Annotated in this window: 17 protein-coding genes and 1 tRNA gene; 5 read left to right on the top strand and 13 right to left on the bottom strand. The window is 52.2% G+C overall.

What is annotated here, in order from left to right; translation table 11 throughout:
- Positions 1–64 precede the first annotated feature (64 nt).
- Both IPN28_07920 and phaC read left to right on the top strand, forming a co-directional pair.
- The gene (locus IPN28_07920; GenBank protein ID QQS56228.1) at positions 65–766 is read left to right on the top strand and encodes a hypothetical protein; all 702 of its coding nucleotides are present in this window, start codon (positions 65–67) and stop codon (positions 764–766) included.
- A gap of 85 nt (positions 767–851) precedes the next feature.
- Positions 852–2,672 (top strand): class I poly(R)-hydroxyalkanoic acid synthase, encoded by a 1,821-nt coding sequence (gene phaC, locus IPN28_07915; GenBank protein ID QQS56227.1) that lies wholly within the window; start codon positions 852–854, stop codon positions 2,670–2,672.
- Here phaC and IPN28_07910 read toward each other — a convergent pair.
- The 5 genes from IPN28_07910 to IPN28_07890 all read right to left on the bottom strand — a co-directional run bounded on the left by IPN28_07910 (position 2,669) and on the right by IPN28_07890 (position 6,050).
- Positions 2,669–3,865, bottom strand: a complete 1,197-nt coding sequence (locus tag IPN28_07910) for a DUF4263 domain-containing protein (protein ID QQS56226.1) — start codon at positions 3,863–3,865, stop codon at positions 2,669–2,671. The genes phaC and IPN28_07910 overlap by 4 nt on opposite strands.
- Entirely contained in the window at positions 3,865–4,392 is a 528-nt protein-coding gene (locus IPN28_07905) for a gamma carbonic anhydrase family protein (GenBank protein QQS56225.1), read from the bottom strand. Before IPN28_07905 ends, IPN28_07910 begins: the two co-directional genes overlap by 1 nt.
- 170 nt (positions 4,393–4,562) lie before the next feature.
- The gene (gene rpsI / locus IPN28_07900) at positions 4,563–5,138 is read right to left on the bottom strand and encodes a 30S ribosomal protein S9 (GenBank protein QQS56224.1); all 576 of its coding nucleotides are present in this window, start codon (positions 5,136–5,138) and stop codon (positions 4,563–4,565) included.
- A gap of 16 nt (positions 5,139–5,154) precedes the next feature.
- Entirely contained in the window at positions 5,155–5,619 is a 465-nt protein-coding gene (rplM, locus tag IPN28_07895; protein ID QQS56223.1) for a 50S ribosomal protein L13, read from the bottom strand.
- Between the two features lie 113 nt (positions 5,620–5,732).
- Positions 5,733–6,050: a divalent-cation tolerance protein CutA gene (locus IPN28_07890; protein QQS56222.1), complete on the bottom strand. Its 318-nt coding sequence runs from the start codon at positions 6,048–6,050 to the stop codon at positions 5,733–5,735.
- A gap of 106 nt (positions 6,051–6,156) precedes the next feature.
- Here IPN28_07890 and IPN28_07885 point away from each other — a divergent pair, with 106 nt between their 5' ends.
- Both IPN28_07885 and IPN28_07880 read left to right on the top strand, forming a co-directional pair.
- Complete coding sequence (locus tag IPN28_07885) at positions 6,157–7,044, top strand: hypothetical protein (protein ID QQS56221.1); 888 nt, start codon at positions 6,157–6,159, stop codon at positions 7,042–7,044.
- Positions 7,041–7,955 carry a hypothetical protein gene (locus tag IPN28_07880; GenBank protein ID QQS56220.1) on the top strand — a complete coding sequence of 305 codons (915 nt, stop codon included), beginning with the start codon at positions 7,041–7,043 and terminating at the stop codon, positions 7,953–7,955. The genes IPN28_07885 and IPN28_07880 overlap by 4 nt, the downstream gene beginning before the upstream one ends.
- On the opposite strand, the gene IPN28_07875 is transcribed toward IPN28_07880, so the two are convergent.
- From IPN28_07875 to IPN28_07845, 7 genes are all read right to left on the bottom strand, one after another.
- A complete protein-coding gene (locus IPN28_07875; protein ID QQS58570.1) occupies positions 7,952–8,794 on the bottom strand; it encodes a DUF817 domain-containing protein in 843 nt (280 codons plus the stop codon). The genes IPN28_07880 and IPN28_07875 overlap by 4 nt on opposite strands.
- Positions 8,795–8,872: 78 nt before the next feature.
- Positions 8,873–8,949, bottom strand: a tRNA-Pro gene (locus IPN28_07870).
- A 69-nt stretch (positions 8,950–9,018) separates the two neighbouring features.
- On the bottom strand, positions 9,019–9,648 hold the full coding sequence (locus IPN28_07865) for a MerR family transcriptional regulator (GenBank protein ID QQS56219.1): 630 nt from the start codon (positions 9,646–9,648) through the stop codon (positions 9,019–9,021).
- A gap of 51 nt (positions 9,649–9,699) precedes the next feature.
- A complete protein-coding gene (locus tag IPN28_07860) occupies positions 9,700–9,996 on the bottom strand; it encodes an integration host factor subunit alpha (protein QQS56218.1) in 297 nt (98 codons plus the stop codon).
- Between the two features lie 190 nt (positions 9,997–10,186).
- Positions 10,187–11,149, bottom strand: a complete 963-nt coding sequence (locus tag IPN28_07855) for a ketoacyl-ACP synthase III (GenBank protein ID QQS56217.1) — start codon at positions 11,147–11,149, stop codon at positions 10,187–10,189.
- 13 nt (positions 11,150–11,162) lie between these two features.
- Entirely contained in the window at positions 11,163–12,173 is a 1,011-nt protein-coding gene (gene plsX / locus IPN28_07850) for a phosphate acyltransferase PlsX (protein QQS58569.1), read from the bottom strand.
- A gap of 186 nt (positions 12,174–12,359) precedes the next feature.
- A complete protein-coding gene (locus tag IPN28_07845) occupies positions 12,360–12,539 on the bottom strand; it encodes a 50S ribosomal protein L32 (GenBank protein ID QQS56216.1) in 180 nt (59 codons plus the stop codon).
- 174 nt (positions 12,540–12,713) lie between these two features.
- Between IPN28_07845 and IPN28_07840 the strand changes: the two genes are divergently transcribed.
- Positions 12,714–13,787, top strand: a complete 1,074-nt coding sequence (locus IPN28_07840; GenBank protein ID QQS56215.1) for a putative sulfate exporter family transporter — start codon at positions 12,714–12,716, stop codon at positions 13,785–13,787.
- Between the two features lie 20 nt (positions 13,788–13,807).
- On the opposite strand, the gene IPN28_07835 is transcribed toward IPN28_07840, so the two are convergent.
- The gene (locus tag IPN28_07835) at positions 13,808–14,422 is read right to left on the bottom strand and encodes a DUF177 domain-containing protein (protein QQS56214.1); all 615 of its coding nucleotides are present in this window, start codon (positions 14,420–14,422) and stop codon (positions 13,808–13,810) included.

Raw genomic sequence — 14,422 nt, 5'->3', positions numbered from 1 at the left:
TCGGCCGCTGCTCCGAGGTTGATCATCAGCCTTATTTTTCATATGCTTATAAAAAAAGTTCTTTATGTTTCTGGTCGATTTTTTTCTTAAACGCTTTGTCTGGATGCTTTTTCCCGCCCTGATAATGCTCACGCAGATCGGGATTGAGGTTTTCGTGCCGGACCGTTACATGGCCGATCTTCATTCCGAAACCGGACCACATGAGTATTTGCAGGCTCTGATCCTTTGTCCGGCGGTTTTTCTTGCCCTTCGCCTTGTTACAATCGCCCCGTCGGTTGCGATCAGGCTTTGGGGCGGGCTTGCGCTGTGCGGGAGTATTTACGTGCTGGGCGAAGAGCTGAGCTGGGGGCAGCACTGGTTTGAGTGGGCGACACCCGAGTACTGGAAAACTCTGAACGACCAGGAGGAGACCAACCTTCATAACACTTCTTCATGGCTGGATCAGAAGCCCCGCATGGCTCTTGAAGTTGGTGTGATCGTTTGCGGGATTTTGATCCCTCTGCTGCAGAAATTTTATTCCAAGGCGGTTCCCAAAATTCTTTCACCGATTTTAGGCTCAGTCGAAGTTATCCCCTGCGCTCTGTTTTTCGTGTTTCTTAAGGTTACAGATAAAAGTTTCGGTGCCTTTGACCGTCACCTTTTCTGGCGTTCCAGCGAAGTCGAGGAAATTTATCTTTTTTTGTTTGTCGTCATTTATCTCGCCGTTTTGTGTCGGCGTTTTCAGACGGCAGGGATTCCGGAGACCGCCGCCTCCGGCTCACCTTAAATTATTCTGCGCTTGATTTTTTAAGCTGCTTGCAGCACAGTCTTAAAATATTGCAACAGAACTTTTTTGCATCTCACTGAAAATTATGGCAAAAGCCGTGTCCAAACCGCCTTCACAAACCGACCACGGCTATAAAATGCCCGATCCGGTGGCCTTGAGCCGCGCCTTGCTTGACGCCTATACAAAGGCGATGCCGATCTTCGAGGAATATGTCGAAAAACACGGCAGTCAGAAGGGTATGGACGCTTTTCTGAACCGAGATCTCGACCCGCTCAACATCCGGGAGAGCTATCTGGCGTTTCTGGACAGCATTGTCACCGACCCCACGAAGTTTTTCGAGTTGCAGGCGCAATTCGTGCAGGACTGGGCTAATCTCTGGCAGGAAAGCCTGATGAAATTCATGGGTCAGGGCGGAAAAGCCGTCATCGAACCCGAGGTCGGCGATCGGCGGTTCCGCGCCCCGGAGTGGCAGGAAAGCGCACTCTTCGATTTCATCAAGCAATCTTACCTTCTGACCTGCCGCTGGATGGAGCGGACGGTGCGGGATACGGAGGGCATGGATTCAAGGCAAAAGGAAAAACTGGCCTTTGCGACCCGTTTGTTTGCGAATGCGCTTTCGCCGACGAACTTTGTTCTGACCAACCCGGAAGTGTTAAACGAAACCCTCAAGACAGGCGGCGAGAACCTTGTGAAGGGTCTGGAAAACCTGATCGAGGACATGGAGCGCGGCGGCGGTGAGCTGAAAATCAGCACCACGGATTACGATACGTTCGAGCTTGGAAAAAACATTGCCGTGGCGCCGGGGCGCGTTGTCTTTGAAAACGACCTGATGCAGCTTCTTCAGTACTCGCCGACGACGGAGAGCGTTTTCGAGACGCCGCTTCTGATTATTCCGCCGTGGATCAACAAGTATTATATTCTTGATCTGCGCCCTGAAAACTCCTTCATCGCGTGGGCGGTGGCGCAGGGTCATACGGTGTTCACCATTTCATGGGTTAATCCCGGACCGGAACTGGCGCAGAAGACGTTTGAAGATTATATGAGCGAGGGTATTCTCGCGGCTCTGGATCAAATTGAGGGCGCTACGGGTAAAGGTTCGACGAATGTCATCGGCTATTGCCTCGGCGGGACGCTGCTCTCCTGTACGCTTTCGTATCTTACGGCCAAAAAGACGGCGGGGCGCGTGGCTTCCGCGACCTTCCTGACCACTTTACTGGATTTCGAAAAGGCTGGCGATCTCAAGATTTTCCTCGACGAGGAGCAGATCAACCAGATCGACAAGAAGATGTTCGAGAAGGGGATCCTTGAGGGCAAGGAGATGCAGCAGACGTTCAGTTTGCTGCGGGCCAATGACCTGATCTGGTCCTTTGTGGTGAATAACTACCTGCTTGGGAAGGAGCCGTTTCCCTTTGACCTTCTGTACTGGAACGACGACTGCACGAATATGCCTGCAGCAATGCATAGTTTTTATCTGCGGAATATGTACCAGCAGAATGCGTTGATCAAGCCAGGGGCACTTACGATGCAGGGCGTTCCGGTTGATCTGGGCACGATTAAGACCCCCGCCTTCTTTCTTTCGACACGCGAGGATCATATTGCCCCGTGGAGCGCGACCTATGCCGGGATGAAGCATCTGGGCGGGCCGGTGACGTTTACCCTTGCGGCCTCGGGGCATATTGCGGGTGTCATCAACCCGCCTGACAAGAAAAAATACTGCTATTGGGATAACACCCTGACGCCCGCTAACCCCGATGAATGGTTCGAGAAGGCCGTACAGCATGAGGGGTCGTGGTGGACACACTGGCAGGAGTGGATCAGGGATTTTGCGGGCAAGAAGATTGCTGCGCGGACGCCCGCGAAGGGCATAGAGGCCGCGCCGGGGCGGTATGTGAGGGGGAAGGGTTAGTTGCCCTTTTGGGGATCGGGATTTGTGAGTGCCAACCTCGGTCCGAATTTTTGGTTTTCTTGAACAAGATTTCCACTGTTATCTCTTATAAAATACTGCTCTGGGCTAAAATTTATCATGGCTGGCGGCGGGGATGTATTTGATTTTTTTAAATTATAATATACTTCAAGTTTTTCGCTTAGTGATAAGGTTGAGTCAAAAATCATTTTTGAAACAATAGAAAACTCAGCGCCATTATTTCCTTTTAGATCTGCTCCTAATACTAAACTATTTAGGTTTAAGTCTATGTTTAAGGTGGTCTTACCGTGCCTTAGGTCTTGCTCATCATCATTTACAGATAAAGACATGTAAACTCCTTCACTATCATTTGAGAATTCAAATTTAATATAATGAAGCTTGTTTGGTTTAATTATTGCTGAGAGTTTATGAATATCTCCATTACTATCTTTACACTCGAGGTTTAATTTTCCTTTATATATTATTGCGGACAGCCTGTTTCTCTTTTTTTTTCCTATATCAAAAAGGTAAGCTTTTTTGTTTTTTTGGGTTTTTGGTAAAGATATCTGAAATATAAAACACCCGCCTGATCTTTTTTGTATGTCAACTCGAGAATGTGAGTATTGTTCTATAAGCTTTTGTAATAATGTATCAAAAAATATTATTTCAATTGGTGGCACTCTTTTACTGCAAAGATCGGCAACAAGCCGTGGATCATTTTGGCTGCTCAGACCGTATATCATTATACTTTGATACGCAGAAAATCGTTTTTCTCTAAAAAGAGCTTTAAGCCTCTCTCTTGATTCAGGGTTTTCCTTAATTGAATCAATATATTCTGTGACTTGAGATATGTATTTTTCGGTTTCTGCGTCAAACTTTGCCCTATTTGAATCAGAACTCCTGCTCGTAGTAATTTTTTCTACAAAAGGGGTTTTTATATCTATTACTCGTACTATTTTTGAATTTTTATTGATTCCAATAAAATCGGGTTCAGGTCTAAAATTTCTTTCTTTATCAAAAGCCAGTTTATTTTTTGATTTTTTTTCAAAAGATTCTACGACATCTAAACCAAGAATGTAAAAAATTGGCGGATTTTCCTCAAAATACTTTTGGTACTTTTCTTCTTCGTTAATATTTTCTCTAAGCAAAGTGTAAAGTTCGAGAATTGCCTTCCATAATTTTTGCTCTGTAGTCATTATAAACAACAATTCTCCTTATGCTCCTGTCCGAGCTTGCGGTAATGTTCGGCGGACCAGAGGATGTATCTGTTTTCCTCCTCCATCATCTCGCGCATGAATTTGGCGGGGCGGCCCGCCCAGAGTTGGCCCTTCGGGACGCGCTTGCCGGGGGTTAATAAGGCTCCGGCCGCGAGCATCGCCATGCTCTCCACAACCGCGCCATCCATCACGCAGGCCTGCATCCCCACAAAGCCGAAATCCTCCACCGTGCAGGCGTGGAGGATGGCGCTGTGGCCCACGGTCACGCCGTCGCCAATATAAGTGCCCTGAAAATCGCTGGTGGTGTGAACGACCGTCCCGTCCTGGATGTTCGTGTTTTTGCCGATTTTGATGTTATAGACATCGCCGCGCAGGACGCAGTTGTACCAGATGTTCGTCCCCTCCCCGATTTCCACGTCGCCGATGATGCTGGCCGATGGGGCGATGAAGGCGGTTTCGTGAATTTTCGGGCTGATGCCGCGGTAGGGGTAGATGAATTTGCTCATGCAGATTCCTGTTTTATGTGTGCCTAGCATAACTTTGAAACACAACGGATACAACGATCACAACGCTCTCAGGACTAGATTCCCGCTTTCGGGGGAATGACAAGTATCAAAAAAACAAACACCCCCGTTTGGGCGGGGGTGCTTGGAAAATTCCGTAAAGGGGAAAGCGATTAACGCTTCGCCCACTGCTTGGTCCGGCGGGCCTTGTGCTTGCCGACCTTCTTGCGCTCGACGATCCGAGGATCCCGCGTGATCATGCCGGCCTTTTTCAGCGGCGGGCGCAGGGCGGGGTCGAAATTCTCAAGGGCGCGGGCAATGCCGTGGCGCACGGCGCCGGCCTGACCGGAGAGACCGCCGCCCGTAACGGTGGCGAAGACATCGAAACGGCCGACGCGGTCCGCGATCAGGAACGGCTGGTTGAGGATCAGAAGGTGCGTCTGGCGGCAGAAGTACGCGGATTGCTCTTTGCCGTTGACGGTGACCTTGCCGGAGCCGGGTTTGATCCAGACACGGGCGACCGCGTTCTTGCGGCGGCCTGTGGCGTAGGCGCGGCCCAGCTTGTCGAGTTTTGGCACCTTCTTTTCAGAAGATTTGCGTTCGCCTTCGTCGGCAGCGGGAAGATTTTTGGCCGCCACGACGGCATCGCCGATGGCGCCGAGATCCTTGATCGACTCTTCCTTCTTGCTTTTGCGGCGCGGAAGGGTTTCCTTGACGAATTCAGGTTTGTTGTCTTTTTTCTTGGTCATTGGTTTTCAGCCCTGCTTAAGCGTTGCGTTTGTTCTTGGGGTTCAGTGCGGCCACATCCAGCTTTTCGGGATTCTGGGCCTCGTGCGGATGAGCGGTTCCGGCATAGACGCGCAGGTTTTTGAAGACCTTGCGGCCCAGCGGTCCCTTCGGGAGCATCCGCTCCACGGCGTTTTCGATCACGCGCTGGGGGTATTTGCCGTCGAGCATCTGCGCCTTTGTGCGCTGCTTGATCCCGCCGGGGTAGCCGGTGTGCCAGTAATAAACATCATCTTCGCGCTTGTTTCCGGTCAGCTGGACCTTTTCCGCGTTGATGATAATCACGTTATCGCCGCAATCCATGTGGGGCGTAAAAGACGGTTTATGCTTGCCGCGCAGGCGCATCGCCACAACACTGGCCAGACGGCCGAGAATGAGATTTTCCGCGTCGATGAGAATCCATTTCTTCTCGATCTCCGAGGGTTTTGCCGAATATGTCTTCATGTGAAGCTCTTTCTTATAAACTTGTTGGTCTTCGAAGTGCCGTGTTTATGGAACAGCGGCGTTGCTTTGTCAATAATATTTTACAATGAAAACAGGTTATTAGGATTGCGGTATTATACTACCGTTTCTTTAACAATCCAGTCGAGAAAGGGTTTATGCCCCTCCTTGATCTCCCATGCCACTATGCAGGGGCAGTCGTATGTATGAAGCTCTGCTATGCGCTTTTTCAGGGATTCGAAGGCTTTTTCAGTGGTTTTGAAGAGGACGGCGGTTTCCTTCGCGTGCTGCACCTTCCCTTCCCACCAGTAAACGGAATGGTGCGGGGCTAGAATATTGGCGCAGGCCGCCAAGCGTTCCCCGACCACGGTTTCGGCGATGGTGCGGGCCTGTTCCTCATTAGCGAAGGTGGCATAGGCGGTGAAGAGTTCCATGTTTTTCGGTCCTTACAGCTTATTGTGGAGTTAGTTTACCTTAATAAAATTGACTATTTCTGCGAAAAAAACCAGAATAGAGGCAATTATAAGCGGGATTTCAAGTATGGCTAACGATCGTCTCAGTTCCGGCTTTGCCTCCGCAGACGCGAAGGGTTCTCGTGCGCCCGTTGCCGAGGACGAGGTGGCGGTCATGCTGCGCGAGGATATGACCCTTGCTGAGGCTTCGGCCTATCATCTCAAACACTGGGGTCTGACACGTGAATTCGACCTCGAGCATGATATCGGCCATATCCTGATGGCATTTAGCAAGGCTCTGCCGGGTGCCTCTCACGATTATCCCTATCAGGCCGATTACGAGGCCGAGATCTATACCGTTGCCCTCCAGATGACCTTACTTGACAGCATGAGCGGAAAGGCTGCCGCCGACGAGGAGCAAATGAAAGCAAGGTTCCTCGAGAGGGTGCAGGAAAATTACGATATTTACGGGCCGTCGGGCAATCTCAACCGGGTTGTCAACTGGGCGCTCAGGCGCATCGCTAGTATCGATGGCGAACAGCCGCACCGCGCCGGTGCCTACAAGGATGCCGTGCTTTACCAGTTTGCCGAACATCATGGAGTTGTTCAGATCACTCAGGATAATGAGACCTGGGGCGCTGACATTCCGGCGATGGATGAGCGGTTCTGGTACGTGGACGACCGCAAGCATTACCTGCCGGACGATATCGAGGACGTTAACGATTTCCAACGCTTTTTACGCCCCAGTGACGAGCAGGCGGAGGCGATGTATGAGCGGCTGCGGCCCGGACTGGTCTTTCTCACGGATTTTTTGAGCGGAACTTTCCCTCGCCATCGTGACGCCCTAAATACTGAGCAGAAGCAGAGGGACGCCCTTGGAGAGGTTAAAGTCCGTGACTTGCACACGGCGATGATGTCCGGATTCACGCCCCCTGCTCCCGAACGAGATGCAGACGGGACGGAGTTCCGACTATGACCCGCAGTATCAAGGACATTCTGGGAAATCTTGTCCGGCAAATTTTGGAGGGGCCGGAGGCAGCGCTGACGGGCGGGCGTGATGGCGAGTTGCAGACGATGCTGGGCCGGGATATGACGCTCAGAGAGGCCGTGAACCACCATGTCAAAACGGTCTGGAAATACCAAAGCGTCGAAGGGTTCGATCATGAGGCCGGGCACGTTTTGCTGGGGCTGGCGTTCAACGCGCCGCCGCATGAGGGGCTGGAGGGGACGCCCTATCAGGGGAGCTATGATTCCGAAATCTATAATTTCGAGATCGAGAAAGTCTTACTGGGGACGATCACCGGAAAAATCAAGGAGCCCTATGTTGACCGCCAAGGCTTCATCATGGGGGTTCTGGAGCAATACCGCTACGCGGCACCGCAGGAGAATCTCAACCGGACGCTGGGCTGGCTGATGGCGCAGGAGACGGGCAAGAGCTATGATGAATTGCGGCGTGAAGTGAATTACGAGGATGAGGAATTTCAAATCCGGGCGGAGGCCATGGGGATTGCCGTTGATCGGAATCCGGTTACTCAGGCGTGGTCGGTGGCCAAGCCGGGGATGGAGGATGATTTTTTCTTTATCCGGCCGGATGAGTGCATTTTGCCCGATGCGCTGGAGGGGGTGACCGATTTCCGGCGCTTCGAGCGGCCACAGGTGCGGGAGATCGTGGAGGTTTACGATCGATTGCTGCCGGCTCTGCATCTTCTTCAAGCGAAAGTCCTCGAACTGGAGCTGGACCGTCAAGCCTTGCAGTATGTGGGAAAATTCGGAGAGGCGGCGAACGAAGCGATGGGGCAGGTGAAGGTCCGCGATCTTTATCAGGCCATCGTGGCGCGGAAGGCCGCGCCGGACCCGGAAGCGGAGCCCGAGGCGGCGCCCGCCTAGTTTTCCTCATCTTCCTTTTTACCCTCCTCCAGCCCGTCCTTATGCAGGAGTGTGACCAACACGAAGCTGATGATCATCAGCAGGAACCACGCGCCCATTTTGTGGGGCGAGACGAGCGCCCAGGCGTGCGCCTGATCGGGGTAACGCCATGCGGCGGCGAAGGTTCCGGTATTTTCGGCAATCCAGATAAAAAAGGACACCAGAAAAAACCCGAGGAGAAGCGGCATTTTCTGAAAGGTTTCGTGCGGCTTGTAATAAACCCATGTGCGGGCGTAGAGCAGGATCGTGAAGGCGAATAGGAAGAGCCGGATATCATAGGTAAAGTGATGGGTGAAGAAATTCATGTAAATGAGAATGCAGAGCAGGACCGTTAAATCCTTGCGGGGGTAGCGGGTGAATTTGAAATCGAAAATCCGCCAGACGCGTGCGATGTAACTGCCGACCGCCGAATACATAAAGCCGGAGAACAGGGGGACACCACCGATGCGGAGCAGGTTTTCCTCAGGGTATATCCATGATCCCATGTGGGTCTTGAAAATCTCCATCGCCGTGCCGACGACATGGAAAATAAAAATTACACGCACCTCCTCCCAATTTTCGAGATTGAGGCGCACGAACAGGATTTGAATGAGGATTGCGTAGATAAAGAGAAAATCGTAGCGGGCCAACGGCAAATCTGAGATCCAGAGGAAGCGCGTAGCGATGATCGCGGCCAGCATCAGACCGCCGAACAGGCAGGCCCAGGCCTGCTTGAAGCCGAAATAGAGGAATTCGGAGAGGAAGAATTTGAGGCGCGGGCTTGAGGCAATAAAGCGCGGCGCGGTGAGGATGTCTACGATCCGGGTGAAGAAGGCGGTGGGTTCGGGTGCGTTATCGGGTTTCAAAATCTAGCCCGCTCAAAAGATACAAAATAAAAATGGTCGGAACGACAGGATTTGAACCTGCGACCCCTTGCACCCCATGCAAGTGCGCTACCAGGCTGCGCCACGTTCCGTTGCCTGAAAAATAATCCTAGGTTAGTAGCGTATTTCCGCCGCAGAATCAAATAACAAACGGGCCGAGATCAATCTTTCTTAGGCTTGATCAGATTGCGGAGTTCGCGCAGTTCCTCAAGCATAGTTTCCAGCAACGTCCGCTGACGGTCGGTCAGGCGATTGTTCTGGGGTTCGAGGAGCGGCAAGCGGCCCTGAGAGGGCTGTGCCACGGCCGCAACGGTTGCGGGTGCTTTATGGTTCTCCTGCGGGGTCTCCAGAATAGGATTCTGCATGAACACTTGCGAGGTTCCTGCGCCTTTCAATACCTGATTTTTTCCGACATCCTTGAGGAGCTTTTGAACGCCCTTGATGGTGTAGCCCTCAACATACAAGAGGTGGTGAATCCGTTTGAGCAGATCGACATCCTCGGGGCGGTAATAGCGGCGGCCGCCACCGCGCTTGAGAGGGCGGACGTGCGAGAATTTCGTTTCCCAGAAGCGCAGCACATGCTGCTGAACGCCAAGATCGTCGGCCACTTCGCTGATGGTTCTGAACGCGCCGGAGGATTTGCTGGCTCTGGCGGCTAGAGTTTTTTTGGATATCTGCTCGGCCTGCTCACGGGCTTTTTCGCCCTGCTGGACAAGCCCCGTGTTTTCAAGCGCGGATGCTCCCTCCTCAGGGTTTAATTTTTCAGAAGTCTTGGTTATCGCGGTCGTCATTGCTATTCCTTAAATCATCATGCCAGTCTAAAAGCGAGATATAATAGTGCTTTAGGTACGCGAGTTTATTCTGTCTTTCAGCACGTGCGAGGCCCGGAAGACCAGTACACGGCGGGGCGAGATTGGAACCTCTATGCCCGTTTTCGGATTACGGCCTACCCGTTGGCCCTTTTCACGAATCGTGAAGCTTCCGAAGGAGGAAATCTTGACGTTGTTTCCGGCGATCAAGGTGTTGGAAATTTCATTCAGCAGGACTTCAACCAAGTCCGCCGATTCGTTACGGGACAAACCCACTTCCTGATATACGGCTTCAGCCAAATCCGCCCGTGTCATCGTGCGCTCACTCATCGAACTCTCCCTGTCATCCATGGTCCAAGACTAACCCGCCGCCCCACACGCGTCAATCATACGCAATAGGATAACCACAAAAAAATGATTCAATTCAATAGGCTTAGCAGGTTTTCTGAATTTTTTTGATTTTCCGATAGAAAATCAGGCGCTTTGTCGAGTTAAAGAAAAAAATTAAATATTATGTAAACTATATACGCAGGAGCGCCGAGGCCCAGGTCAATCCCCCGCCCATGGCTTCAAAAAGTACGGTCTGGCCAGGCTTGATACGCCCTGAACGCATGGCCTCATCGAAGGCCAGGGGAATCGAGGCAGCGGAGGTGTTGCCGTGACGCTCGACGGTCACGACGACTTTTTCCATCGGAAGGTTCAGTTTTTTGGCCGTGGCCTCAATGATGCGGATATTGGCCTGATGCGGGACAAGCCAGTCGATTTCCGCGGTCGTGAGGTTATTTTCCTTCAGCGCCTCCTCGACCACTTCGGCCATGAGGGTGACGGCCTGTTTGAAAACCTCGCGGCCGTGCATGACGATGTGGCCGCTTGTCCCGGTCGAGGACGGCCCGCCATCGGTATAAAGGATATCCTTGTAGCGGCCATCGGCCTTAAGATGCGTTGAGAAAATCCCGCGGTTGGGTTCGTTTGAAGCCTCAAGAATGACGGCCCCTGCCCCATCGCCGAACAGGACGCAGGTGGTGCGGTCAGTCCAGTCGAGAATCGCGCTCATCTTTTCGGCGCCGATCACGAGGAGGCGCTTGTGCGTTCCCGCCTTGATGAAATTATCGGCGATGCTCAAAGCGTACACAAAGCCGCTGCACACGGCCTGAACGTCGAAGGCCGTGCAAACGGGTATGTTCAGTGCTTTCTGGACCATCACGGCCACCGAGGGGAAGGTTTGATCGGGAGTTGTCGTCGCCACGATGATGCCGTCAATCTCCTGCGGGCTGATCTTCGCCTCTTGCATCGCCGCCCGCGCCGCGTTCACAGCCAAATCCGAGGTTTTTTCGTTTTCTGCCGCGATCCGGCGCTCGCGTATGCCCGAACGCTCGAAAATCCATTCGTCGGATGTCTCGACCATTTTCTCCAGTTCGGCGTTTTTCATCACCCTTTGCGGGAGATAGCTGCCGGTAGCGCGAATAATTGATGACACAGACATGGATTACGCTCTCTTAATCCGCCTCGGGGGTCAGGAATTTCTCCTGCTGCATCACACGGTTTATATCCTCAATCACTTCCTTGATATAGCCGTAACGCGCCAGACGGACAGCGAGAAGAACAGCTTGGGAAAAGGCCAGAGCATCGGCGCCGCCGTGACTTTTTACACAGACTCCGTTTAATCCTAAAAATACGCCGCCGTTGTAGAGGCGTGGATCGGTCTTCTTTTTGAGTTTTTTAAGCGATGGATAGGCAATCAGCCCGCCCAGCCAAGCCAGTGGCGAGTTAAAGGATTCCTTGAAGTAATGTTTGATCAGAAGCCCGACTCCTTCGGCGGTTTTCAGGGCTACATTGCCCGCGTAACCATCGGCAACAATTACATCCACGGTGCCTTTCATGATGTCATCGCCTTCGACGAAGCCATGATAAGTTCCGGGAAATTCGATTTTTTTGAGGATTTCTGCGGCGGCGCGAATATGTTCCGGCCCCTTGATCTCCTCGGATCCGACATTCAGCAGGCCCACCGTGGGTTTGTCGATTTTTTTCTGCTTTTTGGCGAAAACCGCGCCGAGAACCGCGAACTGCACCAGAGCTTCGGCATCGACAATCACATTTGCCCCCAGATCGAGCATAATGCTCTCGCCCTTGATCCCCGGCATGACCGAGGCAATCGCCGGACGGTGAATTCCGGGCAGGGTTTTGAAAACGATTTTGGCCAGAGCCATTAAAGCGCCGGTATTCCCTGCAGATACCACTGCCGCGGATTCTCCCGACTCTACCGACTCAATGGCCATACGCATACTCGTCCCCTTACTGGCGCGGAGGGCGGCGGAGGGTTTGTCGTCGCTTTCTATTTTTTTGTCGGTGTGGATGACGGTCACGGCCCGGGCGAGGCTTGTATGCTTTTCCAATTCCCCTGAGATGTTCTTTTGGTCGCCGTAAACACGGAAACGCACATCGGGCCTTAGCTCCAAAACCCTGGAGAGCGCCGGAATGATTTCCGGGGGGCCGTGATCCCCGCCCATAGCGTCTATGGCGATGATGATCGCCCCCGATGCCGTTTGCACCTGTGATTCGGACAAGAAGCGTCCCTTCCCTGAGAAAAAGAGCGTAAAGCTTTTATTGAAAAGGACTTATAGGAATATTAAAGCCGAGGCAAGGGGGTACGCCAGCCCTGTCTTAAAAAGTCTTCAAATTCCTGCAGGAGCGGATTAGCTGCGTTCTTCGATCACCTGACGGCCCCGGTAGGTGCCGGTTTTCAGGTCGATGTGGTGGCGGCGGACCGGTTCGCCGGATTCTGCGTCCTCGACCCAGTTTTCGGTCTTCAGGGCGTGATGGGAACGGCGCTTGTTGCGCTTGGACGGCGAGGTTTTTCTTTTTGGTACGGCCATTTCATTGAGTCCTTGACAATAAACGAATGGGGCTTTCTAAACAAAAAGCCCCCTTTATGCAAGGAATATTTGAACGCTTTCGCGCTTCTGTAGACTTTCCAGGCACTGTGCGCTAACTTCGTGCTTTCATTCATCTTTAGCGAAGCCATGCTTCATTAGCAAAGAGATAACCCCATGAATAATAATGATAAACTCGAAAAATACCGTTTCATGGACTCTCTTGAGGGGCTGCCTGACCCGCTTGAAAAAGCCCGTGAACCGTTTCTTGATCATACACGTTCTCTCTTGCCTGGCGTGATGGTTTGCGGGCTGGTTACACTCGCTTCCACGCTGATTTCGGAACACTATTCCGCCCCTGTCATGCTGATGTGCCTTTTGATCGGTTTATCCTTTCACTTTTTGTTCGAAGATGAAAAAATCAGAAAGGGGATACAATTCACCTCCCAGCATATTTTAAAAGTCGGCGTTGCTCTCATCGGCGCCCGCATCCTGTTTTCGCAGTTCGATTCCCTGGGCTTTATCGCCTTGGCGACCATCTCTGCAACGACTCTTCTGGTTATCCTGTCGTCACCGCTTTTAGGCAGGGTTTTCGGTTTGGACCGTGAACTGGGGGTACTGATCGGGGGTGCCACAGCGATCTGCGGGGCTTCCGCCGCCTTGGCCATCTCTTCTGTCATGCCTCCTTCAAAAACCCTTGAGCGCCATACCTTGACGGCCGTCATCGGTGTCACCCTTATGGGAACGGTTGCCATGGTTGTTTATCCTGTGATCCTTGGCTTAATGGATTACAGCCCTTACCACTCCGGCGTTATCATCGGCGGCAGTATTCATGACGTTTCGCAGGTCGTTGGGGCCGGCTATTCGGTCTCAGACGATGCCGGCGATGCTGCCGTACTTGTTAAACTGATCCGTGTCTTTATGCTGTTGCCTATTCTTTTGGGGCTGTCCTTCATCTACAGCAATCCCTCGTCGAGCAAGAGAAGCCGTTTACTCTCCGTTCCGCCCTTCCTTATCGGTTTTATTGCTTTGGCCGGATTAAACTCTTCGGGGCTTCTGGCTGAACCCATATCCGAGGGTCTGGCGATAGTGAGCAAATGGCTTCTGATTATGGCTATAGCTGCCGTTGGTCTCAAGACATCAATGAAGGATCTTTTTTTGTTAGGATACGGGCCGACTTTGCTCGTGGTCAGTGAAACAGCTCTTCTGTTTTGCTTTTATTGTATCCTGACCTTTTTGAATATCGTCTAGTTTGGCAAGTTTTGGCTGCGTTACCCCTTGCTTTCCTTTTCCCGCCAGTTCTTGAGGGCTTCGAACGGGTTATTGTAGATTTCACCGGTCCCCACGGTTTTCATAGCTTCGGCCAGGGGCTTTCCTTGTGCGTATTCTTCCTTGCGGGGGTATGGATTGATACTCAGGGAGAGGTGCTGAACCGCCAATTCGCCCAGGTCGATCTTTCCGTCGATAATCGGCTCAGGGTCTTCGGATTCGTCCAGAACGGGTTTTTCGATATTGTCCTTTTCCAGATCCCTTTCGCGCTTGGCCCTGGTGAAGGAAACGGCCTGCGATGCGTCGGCGTACCACGCATCAAAACCAGCCTCAATTTTCTGCTTCATCAGTTCCGTGGAGACCACGCATTTTTGTGTGGCAGATGCAGATATCTCCCCCTGCACATGGATCACCATATTGCCGGGATTGCGCCTGAGGACATAATCCACCTCCATGGCGTCCAGGGACAGGAGGCCCAGACGTTTGGCGATGGCCGTTCTTTCCGCCTCAGCGGGCGATAGTTTCAACGTGTAGGGCGCACGGTCCACCTTTTCCGTATCGAAGAGATTGGTCCATTCGGGCGTCAAAACCGCCTTTTCGGTATCTTTCTTTTTCAT

This window comes from Alphaproteobacteria bacterium (assembly GCA_016699735.1).
Lineage (GTDB): Bacteria > Pseudomonadota > Alphaproteobacteria > Micavibrionales > Micavibrionaceae > JAGNKE01.
This window is presented reverse-complemented; position numbering and strand designations above follow the sequence as displayed.

Excerpts from the sequence above, each read along its gene's own strand:
- IPN28_07920 (QQS56228.1), top strand. The coding sequence starts at position 65 with ATGTTTCTGGTCGATTTTTTTCTTAAACGCTTTGTCTGGATGCTTTTT.
- phaC (QQS56227.1), top strand. The coding sequence starts at position 852 with ATGGCAAAAGCCGTGTCCAAACCGCCTTCACAAACCGACCACGGCTAT.
- IPN28_07910 (QQS56226.1), bottom strand. The coding sequence starts at position 3,865 with ATGACTACAGAGCAAAAATTATGGAAGGCAATTCTCGAACTTTACACT.
- IPN28_07905 (QQS56225.1), bottom strand. The coding sequence starts at position 4,392 with ATGAGCAAATTCATCTACCCCTACCGCGGCATCAGCCCGAAAATTCAC.
- rpsI (QQS56224.1), bottom strand. The coding sequence starts at position 5,138 with ATGACCAAGAAAAAAGACAACAAACCTGAATTCGTCAAGGAAACCCTT.
- rplM (QQS56223.1), bottom strand. The coding sequence starts at position 5,619 with ATGAAGACATATTCGGCAAAACCCTCGGAGATCGAGAAGAAATGGATT.
- IPN28_07890 (QQS56222.1), bottom strand. The coding sequence starts at position 6,050 with ATGGAACTCTTCACCGCCTATGCCACCTTCGCTAATGAGGAACAGGCC.
- IPN28_07885 (QQS56221.1), top strand. The coding sequence starts at position 6,157 with ATGGCTAACGATCGTCTCAGTTCCGGCTTTGCCTCCGCAGACGCGAAG.
- IPN28_07880 (QQS56220.1), top strand. The coding sequence starts at position 7,041 with ATGACCCGCAGTATCAAGGACATTCTGGGAAATCTTGTCCGGCAAATT.
- IPN28_07865 (QQS56219.1), bottom strand. The coding sequence starts at position 9,648 with ATGACGACCGCGATAACCAAGACTTCTGAAAAATTAAACCCTGAGGAG.
- IPN28_07860 (QQS56218.1), bottom strand. The coding sequence starts at position 9,996 with ATGAGTGAGCGCACGATGACACGGGCGGATTTGGCTGAAGCCGTATAT.
- IPN28_07855 (QQS56217.1), bottom strand. The coding sequence starts at position 11,149 with ATGTCTGTGTCATCAATTATTCGCGCTACCGGCAGCTATCTCCCGCAA.
- plsX (QQS58569.1), bottom strand. The coding sequence starts at position 12,173 with ATGGGCGGGGATCACGGCCCCCCGGAAATCATTCCGGCGCTCTCCAGG.
- IPN28_07845 (QQS56216.1), bottom strand. The coding sequence starts at position 12,539 with ATGGCCGTACCAAAAAGAAAAACCTCGCCGTCCAAGCGCAACAAGCGC.
- IPN28_07840 (QQS56215.1), top strand. The coding sequence starts at position 12,714 with ATGAATAATAATGATAAACTCGAAAAATACCGTTTCATGGACTCTCTT.
- IPN28_07835 (QQS56214.1), bottom strand. The coding sequence starts at position 14,422 with ATGAAAAAGAAAGATACCGAAAAGGCGGTTTTGACGCCCGAATGGACC.